Origin of the sequence: Sphingobacterium sp. HMA12 (assembly GCF_002933815.1) — a bacterium.
Taxonomy (GTDB): domain Bacteria; phylum Bacteroidota; class Bacteroidia; order Sphingobacteriales; family Sphingobacteriaceae; genus Sphingobacterium.
Genome location: NZ_BEYR01000001.1, coordinates 2,666,902 through 2,687,348, shown reverse-complemented (window position 1 = coordinate 2,687,348; position 20,447 = coordinate 2,666,902). Strand labels below are relative to the sequence as shown.

The window sequence follows — 20,447 nt, the reverse complement described above, 5'->3', positions numbered from 1 at the left end:
GACTCTTATGACAGCACCAGCACCCGATCGGAAAACCACCTGGGTATCTATAGGTATCATCGGAACGATGTTTTTTATCTTTGGATTTGTATCCTGGATCAATGCCATTCTTATTCCGTATTTTAAAATCGCCTGTGAACTCAGTAATTTCCAGTCATACCTCGTTGCTTTTGCATTTTATATTTCCTATCTGCTGATGTCGATGCCTTCCTCTTATCTGTTAAACAAAATAGGCTACAAAAACGGAATTATGGTCGGCTTCTGGATTATGGCCCTGGGGGCATTTTTATTTGTTCCTGCGGCTTATAACCGGGCTTATCCGATCTTTTTGCTGGGGCTATTCACTTTGGGGAGTGGACTGGCGCTGCTACAGACGGTAGCCAATCTTTATATCACGCTGATCGGCGAAAAGGAGCGGGCGGCCCAACGCATCAGTATGATGGGCATCTGCAATAAGGGCGCCGGTATACTGGCTCCCTTACTCTTTTCCTATGTCATTCTGCGGTCCCAGGACAATGAGCTCTTTAAGCAGTTGCCCCATATGGCGGATACCGCACGTGCCCTGGCTCTAGATGAATTGATATTACGTGTTGTCGGCCCTTATACCGTGGTTGGTATCATCTTGTTTCTGATCGGAATATTGGTCAAATTTTCTATTCTACCTGAACTGGAACAGCAGCGAGGGACAGCGGAAAATAGCAATGGCGGCAACAAGAGTATCGTTCAACATCCGCACCTAATCTTGGGTGCCGTGGCCATATTTCTGCATGTCGGCACACAGGTCATTGCGATTGATACGATCATAAATTATGCCGGTGCGATGGGGTTATCACTCCTGGAAGCCAAGGCGCTGCCCTCTTATACACTGACGGCAACGATACTGGGATATCTGTCAGGAATTGTCTTGATTCCCAAGGTATTTAGCCAGCGAACAATGCTGCGTTTCTGTACGGTTTTTGGGCTGATTTTGTCTATCTTGGTGGTGACAACACACGGGCATGTTGTCCTCTTTCAAATGGATCTGGATATTTCTATCTGGTTTATTGTGCTGATCGGGTTTCCAAATGCCCTGATCTGGGCAGGTATCTGGCCATTGGCGCTGGAGGGGCTTGGCCCGCTGGCCAAGCAGGGATCGGCCCTATTGATCATGGGGCTCTGCGGTAATGCGGTCCTACCCTTGCTCTACGGGGTACTGGCGGATACCATTGATCCTAAATCGGCTTATTGGATACTGACGCCCTGTTTTTTATACCTGGTATTTTATGCCTTTAAAGGACACCGGATTCAGCGATGGGCCGGACAAACGAAAACAATAACTTAATATGCGGATCATTACAAATGTTAATATTATCATGCCTGACCGCATGATTGCGGGTGGAACGTTATGGATTGCCGATGGTAAAATCGTAGCCATTAAGGAGGGGTATATCGCCAGGCAGGCGGTCGATGCTGCCTGGTCGGCTGCTGAGTGGATGGATGGGCAAGGCTTCTATCTGGCACCGGGATTTATAGATATTCATGTGCATGGCGGTGGCGGTGCGGATTTTATGGACAATACCGTGGCGGCATTTTTGACGGTTGCCGAAACGCATCTGTGCCATGGTACTACCGCCATGCTGCCCACTACATTGACCAGTGAACCCGAAGAACTGCTGGAACTTTTTTCGGTTTATGAGCTGGCGCGGGAACGAAACACACTGGGGAGCCGTTTTCTGGGCTTACATCTGGAAGGTCCGTATTTTGCGATGAACCAACGGGGGGCGCAGGATCCGAAATACATCCGCAATCCTGACCCGAAGGAATATATGCCCATCCTCGAGCGTTATCACCCAATCATCAGCCGTTGGAGTGCCGCACCGGAATTGCCGGGGGCACTGGACTTTGGACGTGCGGTAAGCAGTTACGGCATCCTGCTGGCTTTGGCACATACTGATGCGGTATATGAGGAGATCCTGCCTGCAGTGGAGGTGGGCTACCGCCTAGCCACGCACTTTTATTCGGGGATGTCCGGTATGACACGCCGTAATGCCTACCGTTATGCGGGTGCCATTGAAAGTTGTTTTCTTCTCGACCAGATCGATGTGGAGATTATCGCCGACGGGGTGCATTTGCCCGAACCTTTCCTGCGGCTAATCCATAAAGTGAAGGGCACAGACAAAATGATATTGATTACCGACGCAATGCGTGCTGCAGGTATGCCCGAAGGGAAAAGTGTGCTCGGAAGCCTGCGTAGGGGGACCGAAGTGATTGTAGAGGAAGGCGTGGCTAAATTGCCTGATCGCTCTTCCTTTGCCGGGAGTGTGGCTACGGCAGACCGCCTGATCCGGACTATGATTAATCAGGGTGGCGTGAGCCTGCCAGAGGCAGTACAAATGATGACAGTTAATCCGGCGCGCTTGCTTGGACTAGATCATCATATCGGGTCGATAGCAGTAGGTATGGATGCGGATATCGTGCTTTTTGATGATCATATCAATATCCAGCACAGCCTGATCGCAGGTGAACTGCGGTATAGTAAATAGAGGCTAGCCACGTGGACGTTTGGTCGAATCCCGTTGGATCAGCTTTCCGGGTAATATGATGTCCTGAACTTCGAAATCCAGATTTTTGATATGACGGATCAGCAGGGCACAGCTTTTTCTGCCGATCTCCATGGCAGGTTCTTCGATGGTGCTTAAATTGGGCTCAACGACAACAGCGATAGGATCATTTGTGAATCCGATGACACCAATGTCCCGGCCTACCCGAAGTCCACGCTGTTTGATGGTCAGGATAGCACCTACGGCTTTGCGGTCATTGGCCGCGAAGATCGCGTCGGGCGGGTCGGGGAGGGCAAGCAATTGCTGGGTATCTGTGGATCCCTGCCCCTGTGAGAAGCCGGAGAACACAATAAGCTGCTTATCTACGGGGATGTCATGTTGCTCCAACGCCTTAAGGTAGCCGCTTAGGCGCTGCTGGGTAAATTGCAGATTTTCGGGACCCGCGATGTGGGCAATGCGACGGTAGCCCTGCTGGATCAGGTATTCGGTGGCCTGCATGGCACCGGCAAAATCATCCTGAACAACTTTTGAAGCGTGGATGTTGCGGGGTACCCGGTCAAAGAATACGATGGGCATTCCTCTGGCCATGAGCTGCTCGAAATGCTCATTGGTCGATGAGTCAGAAGAGATCGAGATTAGAAGCCCATCCAGACTGCTTGTCGAGAGGTTTTCCAGAAGCGTTTTCTCACGTGCCACATTATCATTGGTCACATACAGTATAACATTATAGTCACGTTCATAGGCTTCCTCCTGGATGCCTGAAATTACCATGGAAAAATAGTAATTAGTGATAAAGGGGATGATCACACCAATATTTTTTGTTGAACCGGAAGCAAGGGCCGAGGCATTTTTGTTGGGTTTGAAGTTCAGTTTCTTGGCTAGTGCCAGTACTTTTTTTCGGGTTTCAGGGTTGACATCATGTGTATCCCGAAAAGCCCGTGAAACTGTTGATACCGAAATTTGGAGCATGCGGGCGATATCCTTGATGCCTAAAGGGTTTTTCATAGTGTTAGATAGGTTTAACAAATTTAGGATACAAAATACTAAAAACTATCGAAATAAGCAGGATTTCTCTTGCTACAAATCGCCGGTAGCTGGATGGCCGGAATTATTTCTATTCTAAAGTTAATGCCATAAATAATCCAATTTTAAGGAAAATGCAAGAGATGACAAGGAATATAATGTAATTTTGATTCATAGAACAAGTGTTTTATAAAGTATCAAATAGCATATTACTCAAATGATGATAAATCCAGAAGTGAGCAATCCTGATCATACGGGTTTTGTTCAGGTTCGCGGAGCGAAAGAACATAACCTCAAGAATATAGATGTTGATATCCCACGAAATAAACTGGTTGTGTTTACCGGCATATCGGGCTCTGGAAAGTCTTCGTTGGCTTTCGGGACCATCTATGCCGAAGCGCAACGACGGTACCTGGAATCCGTTTCACCTTATGCGAGACGTCTTTTTAACCAGATGTCAGTCCCCAACGTAGCTGCAATCCATGGACTGCCTCCTGCTGTTGCGCTGCAGCAGAGCCGTGGCGGAACTACCGTCCGTTCGACGGTAGGCAGTGTAACCACGATTTCCAACTTGTTAAGGATGCTGTTTTCGCGGGCAGGCGACTATCCGGCCGGACAGGCGATCATCTATGCAGAAGGATTTTCTCCCAATACCCCTGAAGGGGCCTGTCCTAAATGCCATGGTATTGGCCGTATCTATGATGTCACTGAAAAGTCGATGGTACCAGATGATTCGCTATCCATTCGCGAGAAAGCGATTGCGGCATGGCCATCAGCATGGCAGGGGCAGAACTTACGTGAAATACTTATGTTCCTGGGTTATGATGTGGACAAGCCTTGGAAGGACCTACCTAAAAAAGACCGTGACTGGATCTTATTTACGGATGAGACACCTACAGTTCCGGTATATTCCGGGCTTTCTGCAGCGGAGATGAAAAGGGCACACGAAAAGAATATGCCGCCCAGTTATATGGGGACATTTTCCAGTGCAAAACGCTATGTGTTCCAGACCTTCGCCAATACCAACAGCCAGATGATGAAACGTCGTGTAGCACAGTATATGCTGAATACAGATTGTCCGAGCTGCGGGGGCAAACGCTTGAAAAAGGAATCGCTCTCGGTAAAATTCGAAGGGGACGATATCGCCGAGATGTCGAATAGGTCGCTTTCCCAACTAATGGATATTTTTATGCCTTATGCGCAGGGTAAACACCTGAAAAGGGAGAAAAACAAACATCCTGAAAAAGGCATCGTGGCCCAGAATATTGCTATTGACCTCGTTGCAAGATTAAAGATCATGCTTGACCTTGGGCTTGGGTATCTTTCCTTGGAGCGGAGCACACCGAGTATTTCTCCGGGAGAATTGCAACGGCTTAGACTGGCGACACAGGTACACTCCAACTTATTTGGCGTCATCTATGTGCTGGATGAGCCATCGGCTGGTCTACATCCTGCAGATACTGAAGCCTTGTTGACCGTTCTTCAAAAACTGAAAGACGCCGGCAACTCGCTGTTTATTGTCGAACATGAGGTGGATGTTATCCGGCATTGTGACTGGATCGTGGATGTTGGTCCACAGGCGGGTATAAATGGGGGTGAAGTACTTTATAGCGGCCCACTTGAAGGCCTGCTTGCTGTGGATCGGTCATTGACACGTCGATTTATCAAACCTGAGCCGATAGCAAAAAAGGAGGTACGAAAGGCTGAGCATTGGTTGCAACTCAGCAAGATCAGCCACAATAATATAACAAATCTTGATGTGGCATTCCCCTTGGGCGTGCTCACCAGCATAACAGGAACATCTGGCTCTGGAAAAAGCAGCCTGGTCAGCCAGGCATTGGTGGATCTGGTCGCTGATTATTTGGGGCAGGAGCCAGAGGATGCAAAGGAAGTACAGCCTGAGCTTTCTGAGGAAAATCTGTCACATGCTTCGGGACTGATAGTCGATGGTATACAGCATATCAAACGGCTGGTGCGTGTGGATCAAAAGCCGATCGGTAGGACTCCCAGGTCAAATCTGGCGACTTATACCGGATTGTTTGACAAAGTACGTCAGTTATTTGCAGATACAGCGCTGTCCAAAAGCCGTCGGTATGATGTCGGCCGTTTTTCATTTAATGTGCCCAAGGGACGTTGTTCACATTGTAAGGGCGAAGGCTTTGTGATGGTCGAACTCCTGTTTCTGCCTAGTGTTTATACGCCTTGTCCAACTTGCAAAGGCACAAGGTACAATGAGAAGACCCTGGAAATAAAATATCAGGATAAAAATATTGCTGAAGTACTGGACCTCACGGTAGATCAAGCCTGGGCGTTTTTTGCGCATGACAAATCGCTACGCCAGAGTCTTGATGTGCTCAAGCAGGTAGGGCTGGGCTATATCCGTCTGGGGCAGCCTGCTACTGAACTGTCCGGTGGTGAGGCGCAACGTATTAAACTGGCTTCAGAACTGCAGCGTGTTCAGCGTAATAAAACGCTCTATATTTTGGATGAACCAACAACGGGTTTACACCCTTCGGATGTCGAGAAACTGATCAGTCAGCTTAACTTTCTGGTCGATGCAGGCAATACGGTTATCGCGGTCGAGCATGATATGCAGGTAGTGGCTTCCAGTGACTGGGTCATTGATCTGGGGCCGGGAGCAGGAAATGATGGTGGGAAAATTGTCGTTGCGGGTACGCCAGCAACTGTTGCCAAAAACAAGCAGAGTAAAACTGCTAAATATTTGGCAGCTTATATTTAATACTTATTTTTTGAAACTTTTTGGCCTCGGCGCTGGTCTTTCAATTACCTTAGGCAAGTTAGATTATTGTATTTATTTAAGGCCAGATGAGAGTCTGGCCTTTATTCTGCTTAAGAAATCCTTTTTGGTTCGCTGGATAATCGCGAAGGATACGAGTTGCATATTAGCTTCAATTTTTTTAGCCAAACAAATGGCATAAACAAAAAGTACCGAAGGATTTCATCTTTGGTACTTACTTTGGAACTGAAACTGCAGCGATCTTACACTGTTTTGCCATCACGCATCATCTTGATGAGATTATGCGCTTCTACCTGCTTGCCGAGCTGTGTATTGATTAGACTATGGACCAATTGCGAGAGCTGATCTGAACCTTCGTCAAGGGCGGTTTGATAAGCTGACTTAAAGGCATCTTCGCCTTGCTCACAGGTCTCCAGTAAGCTTTTTTCATCGTCTCCGATAATATTGACTTTTATCCCCATCCAGAGCCTGAATAGTTTGCCGCTCAGCATGGTGCTGTCAGTAGGTTGTTTTCCTTCAAGTTCGACATAGGGTGTCAGTTCAGTAATAAATTCCTTTGACTGTTCGATAAATTTTTCGAAAGTCGGTACGACTGTATTTAGGGCATGGCTGTTCGCCAATTCGATGGCCTTTTTATACCCTTCGATACGGTCGTTGTTAATTTTGATAATGTCATTGATAATTGCTGGATTATTGATGCTATTTTCCATAGTGTTCTTGGTTTATACGTCCACGTTTTTTATTTACAAAACAGGTAGACAAGAAATATCGTTTGTTTAAGGTTGAGTTTCCGTATTTTTCGACGTACCCGTATTTGTCCCAAATTTATTGTATTGGGTTAAATCTTTTTTTTAAAACTTTCTTCGGGATCAACGTGTTCTTAGGCGGAATATCGCCAATCATGCGATGTAATCGGAACTATGCAACAAGAAATTCATATAGCTATCATCGGGGGAGGCCCCAGTGGCCTGTTCATGTATAAAAGATTAATCGAAAAGAATATAACTGGTCTAAAGGTATCTATTTTTGAATCCAGAAAACAGCTTGGAGCGGGGATGCCCTACAGCTATGAAGGGGCGACAGCTGAGCATCTTACCAATGTTTCGGACCACGAGATACCGACACTTGTTACTTCGATCGAGGAATATGTACAGTCTTTATCGGAAACAACGCTTCACACTTATGGTATAGACGTAGATGACTTCAACAGGTATAAAGTTGTCCCCAGGTTGCTTTTCGGTCGCTACTTGTCCGAGCAATTTATGCTTTTGAAAAGACAGGCTGACCTTCAGGGCATCGAAACCCAGGTTTATCTATGTAGTCAGGTGAGTGATATTGTTGACATGGAAAGCCAGGGGCAGGTGAAAATAGTCGTTGGTAGTACCGATACGTATATTGTTGATAAGCTCATTATCTGTACTGGTCATAAATGGCCCACCAAATATGAGGGGAATGTCGAGCATTATTTTGAATCGCCCTATCCGCCATCCAAGTTAGCGTTAAAGACTAACCATGCTGTTGGAATCAGGGGCGCTTCGTTGACGGCGATCGATGCCATTCGTACACTGGCTCGTCATAATGGTGCGTTTGAACGCAACGATAAGGGAGAAGTATCCTACACGATAGATCCCGGTAGTGAAAATTTTAAAATAATGATGCATACCCGAAGTGGTTTGCTTCCAGCGATCAGGTTTCATCAGGAAGAACCTTTTTTAGCCAATAGCCTGCTGATAAGTGAAGAGGAGCTGATGCTGAATAGATTGGAAAATGATGGATTCGTTTCCCTGGATTTCTTATTTGAACGTAATTTTAAAGCACAGTTTAAAGAGAAGGATCCTGAATTCTATGCAATTGTAGAAAAGCTTAGCCTAGAAGATTTTGTGGAGACGGTGCTCAGCTTAAGGGGACAGAAAGAGCCATTTGATGTTTTTCGCCAAGAATATGAACAAGCGTTGCAATCTATCAAAAAACGTGAATCGATCTACTGGAAAGAAGTACTGTCGGCCTTGAGTTTTACATTAAATTATCCTGCAAAATATATGTCTGCCGAAGATATGTTGCGTTTGAAAAAAGTGCTCATGCCCTTGATCTCCATTGTGATTGCGTTTGTACCGCAAGGCTCAAGCCGGGAGCTATTGGCCTTGCATGATGCAGGTCGACTGGAAGTTGTCAACGTGGGTCATGACAGTCGGGTAGAGCCTGCTAGTGACATGGGAGCATACTATTATTACGCGGATGAATCCGGAATAGATCAAAAGACACATTATAAAACTTTTGTTGATTGTGTGGGGCAGCGTCCCATGGGATATGAAGATTTTCCGTTCAGAAGTTTGGTGGACAGTGGAAATGTTAGTCAGGCTTACCTCCGATTTAGATCTGCAGATCGTGCCAAGGATGAAATGCTTGCAGGTAATGACCATATTTTTGTTACCGCAGAAGGGGCGATTTTTTTGCAAGTACCAGGTATAAAAATTGACGATAGCTTCCGATTGGTGGATCAAAAGGGAGTTTCCAATCATCGTATTTATATGATGGCAGTACCTTATATAGGCGGATATAATCCAGATTACTCCGGACTGGATTTCTGCTCGGAAACTTCAGCTATCATTGCGGGGCAGTTGGCCGAAGGGGGATAAATACGGGACTTTTTAGGAAAAATACTGTAACATACTATTGTAGTATCAGCTGCTGATTTATTGTGATGTGCTATTGCTATATTTGGCCGCCCATCTAGGCCGTCAGGTGGTAGCCCCTTAAATCAATTGAAAAACATGCCTAAAACTATTTTAAGAAACCTACAGATAGGTTTTGGAATATCGCTGTTGTTGCTGATCGCCAGTTCTACAGCGTCTTATATTAGTATTCAAAAGCAGATTCACAATAGCGCCATGGTCGACCACAGCCGACGGGTGATGGGACGCGTCAATAAAATTCTGCAAGATCTCCAAAATGCTGAAACTGGCCAGCGTGGTTATTTGTTGACGGGGATGGAAAAATTTCTCGATCCCTATAAAAACGGACTCCAGTCCTTGCCTCAATCCTTAAGTCGTGCACATGATCTGACTTCGGATAACCCCGAACAGCAACGTGTTATCGATACCCTGTCTACATTGGTTCAATCCAGATTGGATAAGCTTGAAAATCTGGTGAATATTAAAAGGCGTGGCGGAGTCATCAGCGTTTCTCAGCTCGAACAGGGAAAGACTTATATGGATAGCTGTCGGCTATTGATCAGTAAAATAATAGAAAAAGAGGAGTCGCTGTTGAATAAACGTTCGGATGAATTGGCACGCTCTTCGGGCTATACCTCCATATTCGTGCTATTGGCGGCAGTGGTATCCCTATTGATCACTATATTTTTCTATTTCCGGTTAAGAAATGATTTTTATCAGCGGGAGCAATTACAGGCTGACCTGAAGCGTAAGGATGAAGAAATTCAGCGTCGCTTAAGTATTACGCAGCGCATAGCGCGTGAAATAGCTGCAGGAAATTACGATATGCAGGTTCAAGATGCCGAACAGGACGATCTGGGCAGTTTAAGTGGGTCACTCAATGAAATGGCCAAATCCCTTAAAACTTCTTTTGATGAACTGAATCAGAATAATTGGCATCAAGCTGGGCTTGCTTTATTAAGCAATCTTTTAATGGGTAATAAGATGCAAGCAGAGCTTGCGACAGTTACCCTGGGGCATCTGATTAATTATAGCAATAGTATCAGCGGTGCTATCTACCTTTTGGAGCAGGATCAGCTTGTACTGAGTGGCTCTTATGGGTTGGAAGATCTAGGAAATAAACGCTTTGCCCCCGGGGACGGTATGGTCGGTCAGGTGTTTAGCGATGCTAAAGAGAAAATCTTTGAAAATCTGGAAAAAGCAGATTATGTGGTCAGTTTTGCTTCTGGAAAAATTAAAGTAAACCACGTGGTAATTCTTCCGGTCTTTGATGGAAATCAATGTATTGGCGTGATGGAATTGGGTGCACTAGCGCCCTTTACCCCAATTCAACTTTCCTTTTTTAGGGATGCGGTGCAAAAAGTAGGGACGTCTCTCGCTGCCGCACAGGCAAGACTGGTGGTACAGAATCTACTGGAGGAAACGCAGGCCCAGACAGAGGAACTTCAGGCACAGCATACGGAACTGGAATCGCTAAATTCGAGTTTGGAAATGCATACTTATAAGTTGCAGGCCTCTGAGGAGGAGCTTCGGGTACAACAGGAGGAACTCGTGCAATCTAATCAGGAGCTGGAAGAACGGTCGAAATTATTGGAAGAGAAAAACTCGGAAATTGCTGAACGTAATATGGAGATCCAAAGAAAGGCCGAGGAGTTAGCGCAGAGTACCCGTTACAAATCGGAATTTTTGGCCAATATGTCTCATGAATTGCGTACACCGCTCAATTCAATCTTGCTACTTTCGCGGTTGATGGCCGAAAACTCGGACGGAAATCTAAATTCGGAACAGATGGAGTCGGCAGCGGTCATTCAAAGTTCTGGAAAGAGCCTACTGACATTAATTGACGAAATTTTGGATTTATCGAAAATAGAATCTGGTAAGATGGATCTCGACATCCAGTCGGTTTATTATGCCGATGTACTCAATGGTCTTTCCGCGATGTTTGGACCAATTGCGGCCGACAAACAGCTTGCCCTAGAAATGAAGGTTACTGAAGAATTGCCTTTGAGTTTGGATACCGATAAACAGCGGCTGGATCAGATCTTGCGCAACCTTTTGTCCAACGCCATCAAGTTCACTGCATCTGGTAAGGTATTACTCTCGGTATATGCGTGGCCAGCGCAGATTGGCCGTGTTGTTTTTGAGGTTCGTGATACCGGAATTGGTATTCCAAAAGATAAATTGCATGTCGTTTTTGAAGCCTTTCAACAGGCTGATGGATCGACGCGCAGGAAGTTTGGAGGTACGGGTTTAGGTCTTTCGATCAGCCGTGAGCTTGCACGTCTACTCGGCGGTGAAATTTTGCTCGAAAGTGAGGAAAATAAAGGTAGTGTGTTTAGACTTATTCTTCCTGAAAATAAAAATGCCGACATTCCAGCGCTTTTCGAACAAGTACAACTGTCATCAGCTACCTCAGCGGTGAGATTAGCCGGTAAGGAGGAGGAACAAGAAATCCTAGTACAACCTATCAAAAAATTACTGGATATCCCTATTCCGGCAGATGTTCCCGATGACCGGGAAAATATTGTGCCTGGAGATAAGATGATTTTAATTGTAGAGGATGATATTGAATTTGCCAAAATCCTTTTGAAATATACGCGTCAGCAAAACTATAAGGGGATTGTTATCGTTCGTGGGGATGTTGCTGCTGACATGGTCGCCCGCTATATGCCTTTGGCGGTATTGCTGGATATTCAGCTTCCGATAAAAGATGGTTGGCAGGTTATGGCCGAGATTAAGGAAAATCCAAAGACGCGCCATATACCAGTACATATTATGTCATCATTGGAAGTGAAAAGGGAGAGCCTGCTGCAGGGAGCAATCGATTTTATCAATAAGCCTGTGGCGCTGGAGCAAATGGGCGAGATGTTCAAGAAAATAGAATATGCTTTGACACGACATCCAAAAAAAGTACTTATTGTCGAAGAGAATCCTAAACATGCAGCGGCCTTGTCGCTTTTCTTGGGAAGCTTCAATATTGTCTCCGAAATCAAAACAAATGTAGCGGATAGCATTGTCGCCCTAGGGTCGGATGCTGCAGATTGTGTGATTTTGGATATGGGGGTTCCTGACCGTATAGGCTACGAAACTTTGGAGGCAGTCAAACGCAATGCGGGGCTTGAAAACTTACCGATCATTGTTTTTACAGGGAAAAATCTTTCGCAGGTGGAGGAAATGAAACTAAAAAAATATGCTGATTCAATTGTTGTAAAAACAGCTAATTCCTACCAGCGTATTTTGGATGAGGTGGGTTTATTCCTGCATTTAGTAGAAGAAAATAGTGGTTCTTCTTCTAAGGGCAGTCGTAAGCTGGATTTTTTGCAGGATGTACTTCACGGAAAGAAAGTGCTTGTTGCCGATGACGATATCCGAAATATCTTTTCCCTGACCAAAGCACTAGAAAAATATCAAATGACAGTGGTGCCGGCAACTGACGGAAAGGATGCCCTGCAGCAGCTTGAAGCAAATCCGGATATCGCAGTCGTCCTAATGGACATGATGATGCCTGAAATGGATGGCTACGAGACGACTGCTTTGATCCGTAAAAATCCGAGCTACGAAGACATGCCTATCATTGCTGTTACTGCCAAAACAATGATGGGCGACCGCGAGAAATGCATTGCTGCGGGAGCATCGGACTATATCTCCAAACCGGTTGATATTGATCAGCTGCTATCGCTGCTCCGGGTTTGGCTGTATGAAAGATAAGCTTATATAATAAAATAGAATGGATAAGAATAAGGTCATATTGATCATTGATGATGATCAGAACAATATATTTGCTTTAAAATTGGCCTTGAAATCAAGAGGCTTTCAAGCGCTGGGCTGTTTATCTGCTGAAGAGGGAATCGCTCAGCTCCAGGGTAACAGTACCATTGCTGTTGTACTTATGGATATGATGATGCCGGAAATAGATGGTTATGAAGCCACGCGGCTTATCCGGCAATCATGGTCTTCGGTGCGGCTCCCTATTATTGCAGTGACGGCACAAGCGATGCCGGGCGATCGCGAAAAATGTCTTGCGGCGGGCGCGAATGGGTATATTTCCAAACCGATTGATATTGAACTGTTAGTACACATGTTAGGAGAGTTGGCTGGATGATCGGTGGAAAACAGGTGGTAAACCACGAACAGGTAAAGGTATTGATGGAGGATGTGTTGCAACTGTATGGTTATGATTTTACCAACTATACCAAAGCATCTTTACTACGTAGGCTCAATCAGCTTTGCCTGCTCGATAATTTTGCGAGTTTTGCGGAGCTGCGGTATCGCGTTGTCAGCGACGCTAGTTACCTACAGCGATTTGTGGAAAAGATCACCGTCAATGTGACAGAGATGTTTCGTGACCCTGATTTTTTTTCATATTTACGGGCTGAGATCTTGCCTAAGTTGGGAACCTCGCCGTTTATCCGAATTTGGATCGCTGGCTGTGCAACGGGAGAGGAGGCATATTCCTTGGCTATCTTGCTGCATGAAGCGAAACTCTTACATAAATCATTGATATATGCCACAGATATCAATCCAACGGTGCTTGAGCAGGCGAAGAAAGGTGTTATCTCTATGGCCGACTTAAAATTATATAAGGAAAATTATCTGCTTTCGGGTGGGAAAGCAGATTTTTCAGCCTATTATACGGCTAATTATAATTGGGTAAAGCTTAATTCAAAATTGCGGGACCGTATCCTTTTTTCTTCCCATAATCTTGTCAGCGATGCTTCTTTTAATGCCTTTCAATTGATCCTATGCCGGAATGTACTTATCTATTTTGATACGCAATTGCAGAGTAGGGTACTGTCGCTATTTGACGAAAGCCTAGATACCCTCGGGTATCTAGCCCTAGGCAGCAAAGAAACGCTTCGTTTTTCTGCTTTGGCACCCAACTATAGTCAAGTTGGAAGTGAAAAAATCTGGCGCAAAATGAAGTAGAGGATCATTGCTTTATTTTTTTTCCGCTCCAACCGGAAGATCTAAAATGGCCATCAACAATAAATAATAACCTCTTTCCAATCCTGCTTTTTTTGCTTTTTGATCTATATTGTCCATCTGATGATTAATTTTTTTAGTTCTCATTATTCGGTTCATATAGATCAAAGGCTGTACCCAAAAGCTTCTTTCAATTACATAAACGTATTTTTTTACGCAAAATAGCGTAAAGACTTTCGATGGATATTGTGTGAAATACGAAGTGGATAGGTATTTAATACGCTGCTTACTGCGGCTGGGAGTATATGCACTGTAAAAAGAACAACAAGGTGCTCCTCCGTTTTAGATGATCACCTTGTTGTTTGTACATCAGTTTATGTGGCCGCTGATTTCATTCAATGCGGCTCCATCGGAACTCTGACTACGGAATTAGTAACCCGGATTCTGCTGATCTTTCATATTTGGTGCATTGTCAATGTCTTTCTGTGGAAAAGGCATCAAATAGTCTTTATCTTTTCGGAATATTCTGTTTTCTGTTGCTCCTTTGGTTTGTCCACCATTTAAGACGATGGACCTGTTGAGTACCTCCTCTGCGATTTTCCAGCGGCGTACATCCGAATAATACAGTCCTTCCCCTGCAAATTCGATCCTTCGTTCGTGGCGGATGCGTTCACGCATCTGTTCTTTGTTGAGTCCGGATGGTAAAACAGGCATCTTCACGGATGGCCTTGCGCGCACCTGATTGATGGCAGCATAAACTTCTGCAGTGGGTCCTGATAATTCATTCAATGCTTCGGCATACATTAATAGGACGTCAGCATAACGAATGACAATACCGTTAATCTGAGAAAGTCCGGTTCCACCAATCGCATTGGAAAGGCTCGTGTTGTTGTCATATATGGTATACTTCTTATAGCTATATCCTGTGTAAACGCCGGGCCAGCCATCTTCAGTAACAGGATAAGGAACAGAATTGTATAATACGCCCTTTCTGAATATTGTCTGATCGAGTCTCGGATCTCTGTTATTATTTGGATCTTTGGGATCCACAATGGGATTACCGGCGCTGTATTTACTGCCGTCTTTCATTTCATATTCGTCGACAAGATCTTGCGTAGGCTCTATTGAACTCCAGCCGGGGGCATTCGTAGGCGCATAAATGCCTAAGTAAATATCCCAGTTTGTCGGAAACCTGGGCTGTAAAAATTGGACATCGAAGATCACCTCGCTATTGTTTTCATTCGCTTCTAAAAAAAGTCCGCGATAACTTGGAAACAATTGGTATCCTAACTTCATCACTTCGGAGGCTGCTTTTACAGCGTCGTTCCATTTATTTTGGTAAAGACTGACACGTGTTAATAAGCCGTAGGCTGCTCCTTTGGTTACCCTTCCTTTTTCTGCAGGTTCTAGGGGAAGGAGTCCAGCAGCTGTGGTCAGATCTTTTTCGATTTGTGCATACACTTCTTCTTTGCTGCTTTTCTTTGCGTTGATCTGATCAATGTTAGGCGAGTCCAATACCATAATTACGCCACCCCAGTAGTTAACGAGTAGGGAGTAGTAATATGCTCTTAAAAAATATGCTTCTCCTTTCATCACGGCTTTTCGCTCCTCGTTCATCTGAATTTTATCGATGTTCGCCAAGAAATTGTTCGTTGCGGATATGCCACCATAAGCACCGGTATAAACACCGCCCATACCACCCAGACTTGTAGGCGTCTGCGCGCTTAGTGAAATATTCTTCCATCCTTCCCATGGGTAATTGCTATAAGCATTTGGTGTCAATACATCCAGATAGGGAAGTACTTCGGTCGTGACATCCCAAAGTGCTGAATAACAGCCAATATTGGCGGCCTTGGCATCTTCTTCTGTTTTCCAAAAGACTTCGGGTGAGACCGAGTCTTGCGGAAGCTTATTTAAAAAGTCCTTTTTACAGGAGATAGCAAGCGAGGATAGCGCTGCTAATCCAATCGTGATATATTTTGTTTTAATCATGAGATCCTTTTTTATATTAAAATTTTAAGTTTAAACCCGCGCTGATGATCCGGACATTTGGATATTGAGCTGGGGAAGAATTTGCGAGATCGCGCTCCGGATCCAGCCCCTCAAACTTGGTAAATGTAAATGCATTCTGTGCGTCAATATAGACGCGTAGACCTGCAAGCTTAAGTTTAGCAATTACATCGACAGGGAGGGAATAGCCTATCTGAATATTTTTAATGCGTAAAAATGAGGCATCTTGAAGCCAAAAGCTGTTATCAGCATAGTTTTGGCTATTTGAAGCGCTGTATTGTACCAATCTGGGGAGTTTAGCATTTGGATTTTCCGGGGTCCATGTATTTCCAGATTCCCATCTTTTGGCTACACCGGCCCCATTTAAGAAAGGAAAAAATAATTCACTTCCAACATAGGATTCGACATCAGAAACACCTTGTAGATTAACGCGTAGATCTACTCCTTTGTAAGCTAAATTGATATTGGCTCCATAGGTCCAGGTTGGGATAGGTTTACCCACAATTTGCCGATCATAGGCATCAATGATACCGTCGGGTTTTCCATCGGGGCCACTGAAATCTTCAAACTTGATATCTCCAGGCTGGGTGGGAACTGCATGCTGTTTGGCGCTTTCATCAACTTCTTTTTGAGACTGGAATATACCCAGTGATTTCCACATATAAAAGGCGTTGATGGGGTCGCCTTGAAGCAGGGCGTTACGCCCTTTTTGAGGATCAGGGATATAGTCTATTTTATTTTTTACATGAGTCAGGTTGAAACCCGCATTAATATCCAATGCGCCAATTTTGTGCTGGTAATTTGCAGATAATTCCCAGCCTTTATTGCTAACAGTCGCAAGATTGCGGAAAGGAGCGTTTCGAATACCAATAAAATCCGGGAGTTGTATTTGGCGTAAAATTCCCTCACGTTTATCCGTGAAATAATCAAAAGTGACATTGAGTTTGCGCTTGAGGATTGTCGCGTCAAATCCAATATTTCGTTTTGTCCCAACTTCCCACTTAATATTTTCATCCACAATCGACATTTGCGCAATACCGGTCGCAATATTATCGTTGATCGGATAGAAGCGGGCAAAGGCCAGTGTCGGTATATAGGCATAAAGGTCACGTTGGTCATTAAATCCCATACGGTCATTTCCGGACTTACCCCATGAACCACGTATCTTTAACTCGTCGAAAATTGTCTGACCTTTCATGAAATGCTCCTGTGTCACACGCCAGCCGACGGAAAGTGAGGGGAAGAATCCCCATCTATTTTTTGGTGAAAAACGAGAAGAGCCATCATAACGGGCTATGCCCTCGAATAGATACTTCTCCCGGAAGGCGTAGTTTAACCGACCGATGTAAGAACGAAGGGCCCATCCGTAAGTTGTCCCATTTGTGAGGGGAGTGGTCAGACCAGCATTGAGTTCCGATAGGGAATTGTTGACAAATCCCATAATCGAACCGGAAAGGGTACGATACTCCTCTTCCTCCTGACTATAGATCCCTGCTAAAGTAAAGTCATGGTCTCTGGCAATAGCCTTGTTGTAAGTCAAGCTACTAAACAAAGTTTTGTAAAGTGTTTTGTCCCAACTATTGCTGGCATTGGGACCTGATGCATTCATTGTCGAAGTAGCCGTATTGGTTTTTGGATTGTAAACTAAGGTTTTGGGAACAAATAACTGATTGTCATTGGTCGAATAGTTTATCCCGGCTGTCACATTGAATTTAAGTCCTTCAAGAAGATTATAATTTAAGAATATGTTGGTATTAATATTGCCATAGGCACTGTTGTTTTTTCCTTCGTTGACCATCGCCAAAGGATTTCTAAATTGGGCATTGATGGAGTTTACCCAAGTGGACGCATATTCGCCTGTAGATGTGTAGGTTCCGTAATAAGGCAATGTACGATACAGCTCTGTAAATAAGTTTCCTGAACCATTAAAGGACTCTTTTCGGTTTTGGTACCGAACCCCAGAACGCAAACCGATAGCTAAGCGTTCATTCACCTTCGTATCAATGTTAGTCCGTAAATTGTATAATTTAGCGTTTCCATTTTGAACAATACCATCTTGATTAATATAACCCAGTGAGACATTAAATTGTGTATTCCCCTCACCACCAGAAATACCAAGCTGATTGGTCTGTATCATAGCATTGCGCATAATAACGTCGAGCCAATCTGTATTGGGATAGATAATTGGATCTTGGCCATTCTGATATTCGTTTATTGTAGCCTCACTAAAAAACTTGGGGGCTCCTTGGTTGACGAGGGCTTGGTTGTACAGATTCATGTAATCCACGGAATTGGTGATCATTTCCGGTAATTTTGTTGCTGTCTGCTTACCATACGAGGTGGAAAAGTCTATTTTCACTTTTCCTTTTGCTCCTCGTTTGGTTTGAACCAGAATGACACCGTTTGCTGCTCTTGAACCGTAGATTGCCGCTGAAGCATCTTTTAAAACGGATATGGATTCAATGTCATTAGCGTTTAATGAACCGAGGGAGCCTACAATTCCGTCAATGATGACAAGTGCATCACTTGTCCCTATTGTGCCGATCCCCCGCACTCGGATGCTGGCACCATCGCGACCTGGCTGGCCCGATTGCTGATTGACCCATACTCCGGGTACTTGGCCAGAGAGCGCCTGACTTGCATTTGTAATGGGCCTATTTGAGACAGCATCGCCTTTCATTACACTGACAGAACCTGTAAGTGTCGCTTTCTTTTGTGTTCCAAATCCAACAACAACAGTTTCCTCAAGCTTGTGGACATCTGCTGCTAAGCTTATCGTCAAATTGGAGGAATTTTTTGTTAGTTGAATTTCCTTTGATAGGTAACCTATGAAACTGGCAAGTAGGACTCGATTTTCTGCGGCGATAATTGTAAATTTACCGTCAGTATCAGTTGTGGTAACTGTGGATGTTCCTTTTACACTGATATTTACCCCAGCGATAGGCTTGCCATCCGGATCCACTACTACGCCAGAGATGGTTTTGTCCTGCAAATTTAGCGTAGCATTTGTCAAGGCGTAATGGAGCGCACTTGCTTTCGTAAAGGATACATTTCCTAACAAAAGTAAAAATGCCGTCATCCCACCCAGAAAGTCAACGTTTAGCTTTCTTTTCATGTATTAAAATTTAGTTTATAAAAAAGTTCTGTAAATTTTATAGCTAAGAAGAATCACTTATTTGTTTGAATATTAATGTGATGTAATTTTTTAATATCTATAGGTGATGCTTCTATTCATTGGTCAATAGCCTTCTGTCTTTTGGGACTGATCGTGCTCATTATTTGTAGTGTAAAATTAGTGTGGCAGAAAATGGATTACCAACACTATTCTATCTGTTATTGGAATTATTCTACCCGTATTTCGATTGGGGATTGACCAGAATACGGGCTGAAAAAATGATGTTTTGAAGCTGGATGACCAGTGATGATTACAAAAGGATATAGGGCTATTGGGAACAGGCCTAAAAATGAAAAACCACCTAAAATGGTAGCGGCTTAAAGGGGGTGAATTGGAACACTATAAATCCATTTCTTTTCGAAACTCCCGAGGTGTCTTGTTCATAATGGATTTGAAAAACTTATTGAAGTTGGTCAGATTTTGATAGCCACACTCGTAGCAGATCTCTGAGATACTGAGTGTGCGGTCCATGAGTAATTTGCAGGCATGGCCAATGCGCATTTCATTGACAAAACGGGAAAAAGGTTTCTGCGTATGGCGTTTGAAAAAACGGCAGAAAGCATTTGGCGTCATATGGAGCATGTCACTGGCAACTTGTAGATTGACATCTTCTTTAAAATTGCTCATAACATAAAGGTAAACCTTATTGATGCGCTGGGTCTCCTGCTCACTAAAAGTCGGTCGATAACCCTCCGAAGCCAAACTTTCAAATTCCTCCGTTTCTTGTAGCAATTGAATGAGTTTGAGGAACTCTATAATTTTGGGAAATCCGTCTTTATCCCTGAGATTTTCCATAGAGGCATGGGCTTTATCCAATGTTCCGCCATAAAATCGGAGCCCACGCTGTGCTTTGCGGATAAAATGTTGCATTGCCTGAATCGTCTGGTGTTCGTCTGTCAGACGAAGTAAAAAATCTGCTGGAAAATAGACCACAATGGCCCGTGCACGCAGTTCATTTTCGGGTTTTAGAAATAGATCATCATTACGCCAGATATGGGGGATATTAGGACCCATAAGAACCAAGTCACCCTCCGTAAATGTAGCGACGTTGTTGCCAACTATACGCTTACCGAAACTTTCTAAAATTAAGACCAGTTCACATAACTCATGAAAATGAAGTGGATTGCTCAAAAAGTCCTGATCGACCAATTTGACATGGATTGTCTTTTCGCTGGGAGGAGTAAGTTCGATAAATTGAGGTTTCGATAATTTGTTCATAGCTAGATACATTGGTTGACTACAAAAATAAACGATTTGTCGGTATTTCAAACAATATTCACTTATTAATATGAAAGTTGTTTTTAATTGGGTGTAAATAGTTTTAGTTTTTGTATAATCAGTTTTAG

Annotated in this window: 13 protein-coding genes; 7 read left to right on the top strand and 6 right to left on the bottom strand. The window is 44.2% G+C overall.

The genetic code is table 11. The features are described from left to right. Positions 1–7 precede the first annotated feature (7 nt). Both HMAT_RS11615 and nagA read left to right on the top strand, forming a co-directional pair. Positions 8–1,321: a sugar MFS transporter gene (locus HMAT_RS11615; RefSeq protein ID WP_104382851.1), complete on the top strand. Its 1,314-nt coding sequence runs from the start codon at positions 8–10 to the stop codon at positions 1,319–1,321. Position 1,322: 1 nt separating this feature from the next. Beyond that, positions 1,323–2,522, top strand: a complete 1,200-nt coding sequence (nagA, locus tag HMAT_RS11610) for an N-acetylglucosamine-6-phosphate deacetylase (protein WP_104382850.1) — start codon at positions 1,323–1,325, stop codon at positions 2,520–2,522. A gap of 3 nt (positions 2,523–2,525) precedes the next feature. On the opposite strand, the gene HMAT_RS11605 is transcribed toward nagA, so the two are convergent. Beyond that, positions 2,526–3,545 carry a LacI family DNA-binding transcriptional regulator gene (locus HMAT_RS11605; RefSeq protein WP_104382849.1) on the bottom strand — a complete coding sequence of 340 codons (1,020 nt, stop codon included), beginning with the start codon at positions 3,543–3,545 and terminating at the stop codon, positions 2,526–2,528. 235 nt (positions 3,546–3,780) lie between these two features. On the opposite strand from HMAT_RS11605, the gene uvrA reads away from it, so the two are divergent. Beyond that, positions 3,781–6,303, top strand: coding sequence for an excinuclease ABC subunit UvrA (gene uvrA, locus HMAT_RS11600; RefSeq protein WP_104382848.1), 2,523 nt, complete (start codon positions 3,781–3,783; stop codon positions 6,301–6,303). Positions 6,304–6,563: 260 nt separating this feature from the next. Here uvrA and HMAT_RS11595 read toward each other — a convergent pair whose 3' ends face one another. Then, complete coding sequence (locus HMAT_RS11595) at positions 6,564–7,031, bottom strand: PA2169 family four-helix-bundle protein (protein ID WP_104382847.1); 468 nt, start codon at positions 7,029–7,031, stop codon at positions 6,564–6,566. A gap of 210 nt (positions 7,032–7,241) precedes the next feature. Here HMAT_RS11595 and HMAT_RS11590 point away from each other — a divergent pair, with 210 nt between their 5' ends. The 4 genes from HMAT_RS11590 to HMAT_RS11575 all read left to right on the top strand — a co-directional run bounded on the left by HMAT_RS11590 (position 7,242) and on the right by HMAT_RS11575 (position 13,919). Next, a complete protein-coding gene (locus HMAT_RS11590) occupies positions 7,242–8,957 on the top strand; it encodes an FAD/NAD(P)-binding protein (protein ID WP_104382846.1) in 1,716 nt (571 codons plus the stop codon). Between the two features lie 135 nt (positions 8,958–9,092). Beyond that, complete coding sequence (locus HMAT_RS11585) at positions 9,093–12,701, top strand: response regulator (protein WP_104382845.1); 3,609 nt, start codon at positions 9,093–9,095, stop codon at positions 12,699–12,701. A gap of 19 nt (positions 12,702–12,720) precedes the next feature. Next, positions 12,721–13,095, top strand: a complete 375-nt coding sequence (locus HMAT_RS11580; RefSeq protein WP_104382844.1) for a response regulator — start codon at positions 12,721–12,723, stop codon at positions 13,093–13,095. After that, the gene (locus tag HMAT_RS11575; protein ID WP_104382843.1) at positions 13,092–13,919 is read left to right on the top strand and encodes a protein-glutamate O-methyltransferase CheR; all 828 of its coding nucleotides are present in this window, start codon (positions 13,092–13,094) and stop codon (positions 13,917–13,919) included. Before HMAT_RS11580 ends, HMAT_RS11575 begins: the two co-directional genes overlap by 4 nt. A 12-nt stretch (positions 13,920–13,931) precedes the next feature. Here the strand turns inward: HMAT_RS11575 and HMAT_RS27580 are convergent, their stop codons facing one another. From HMAT_RS27580 to HMAT_RS11560, 4 genes are all read right to left on the bottom strand, one after another. Next, positions 13,932–14,063 (bottom strand): hypothetical protein, encoded by a 132-nt coding sequence (locus tag HMAT_RS27580; protein WP_262508753.1) that lies wholly within the window; start codon positions 14,061–14,063, stop codon positions 13,932–13,934. Between the two features lie 282 nt (positions 14,064–14,345). Continuing rightward, the gene (locus HMAT_RS11570) at positions 14,346–15,908 is read right to left on the bottom strand and encodes a RagB/SusD family nutrient uptake outer membrane protein (protein ID WP_104382842.1); all 1,563 of its coding nucleotides are present in this window, start codon (positions 15,906–15,908) and stop codon (positions 14,346–14,348) included. Between the two features lie 16 nt (positions 15,909–15,924). Further along, a complete protein-coding gene (locus HMAT_RS11565; protein WP_104382841.1) occupies positions 15,925–19,041 on the bottom strand; it encodes a TonB-dependent receptor in 3,117 nt (1,038 codons plus the stop codon). Positions 19,042–19,440: 399 nt separating this feature from the next. Beyond that, positions 19,441–20,319 (bottom strand): AraC family transcriptional regulator, encoded by an 879-nt coding sequence (locus tag HMAT_RS11560; RefSeq protein WP_104382840.1) that lies wholly within the window; start codon positions 20,317–20,319, stop codon positions 19,441–19,443. Between the last annotated feature and the right edge of the window lie 128 nt (positions 20,320–20,447).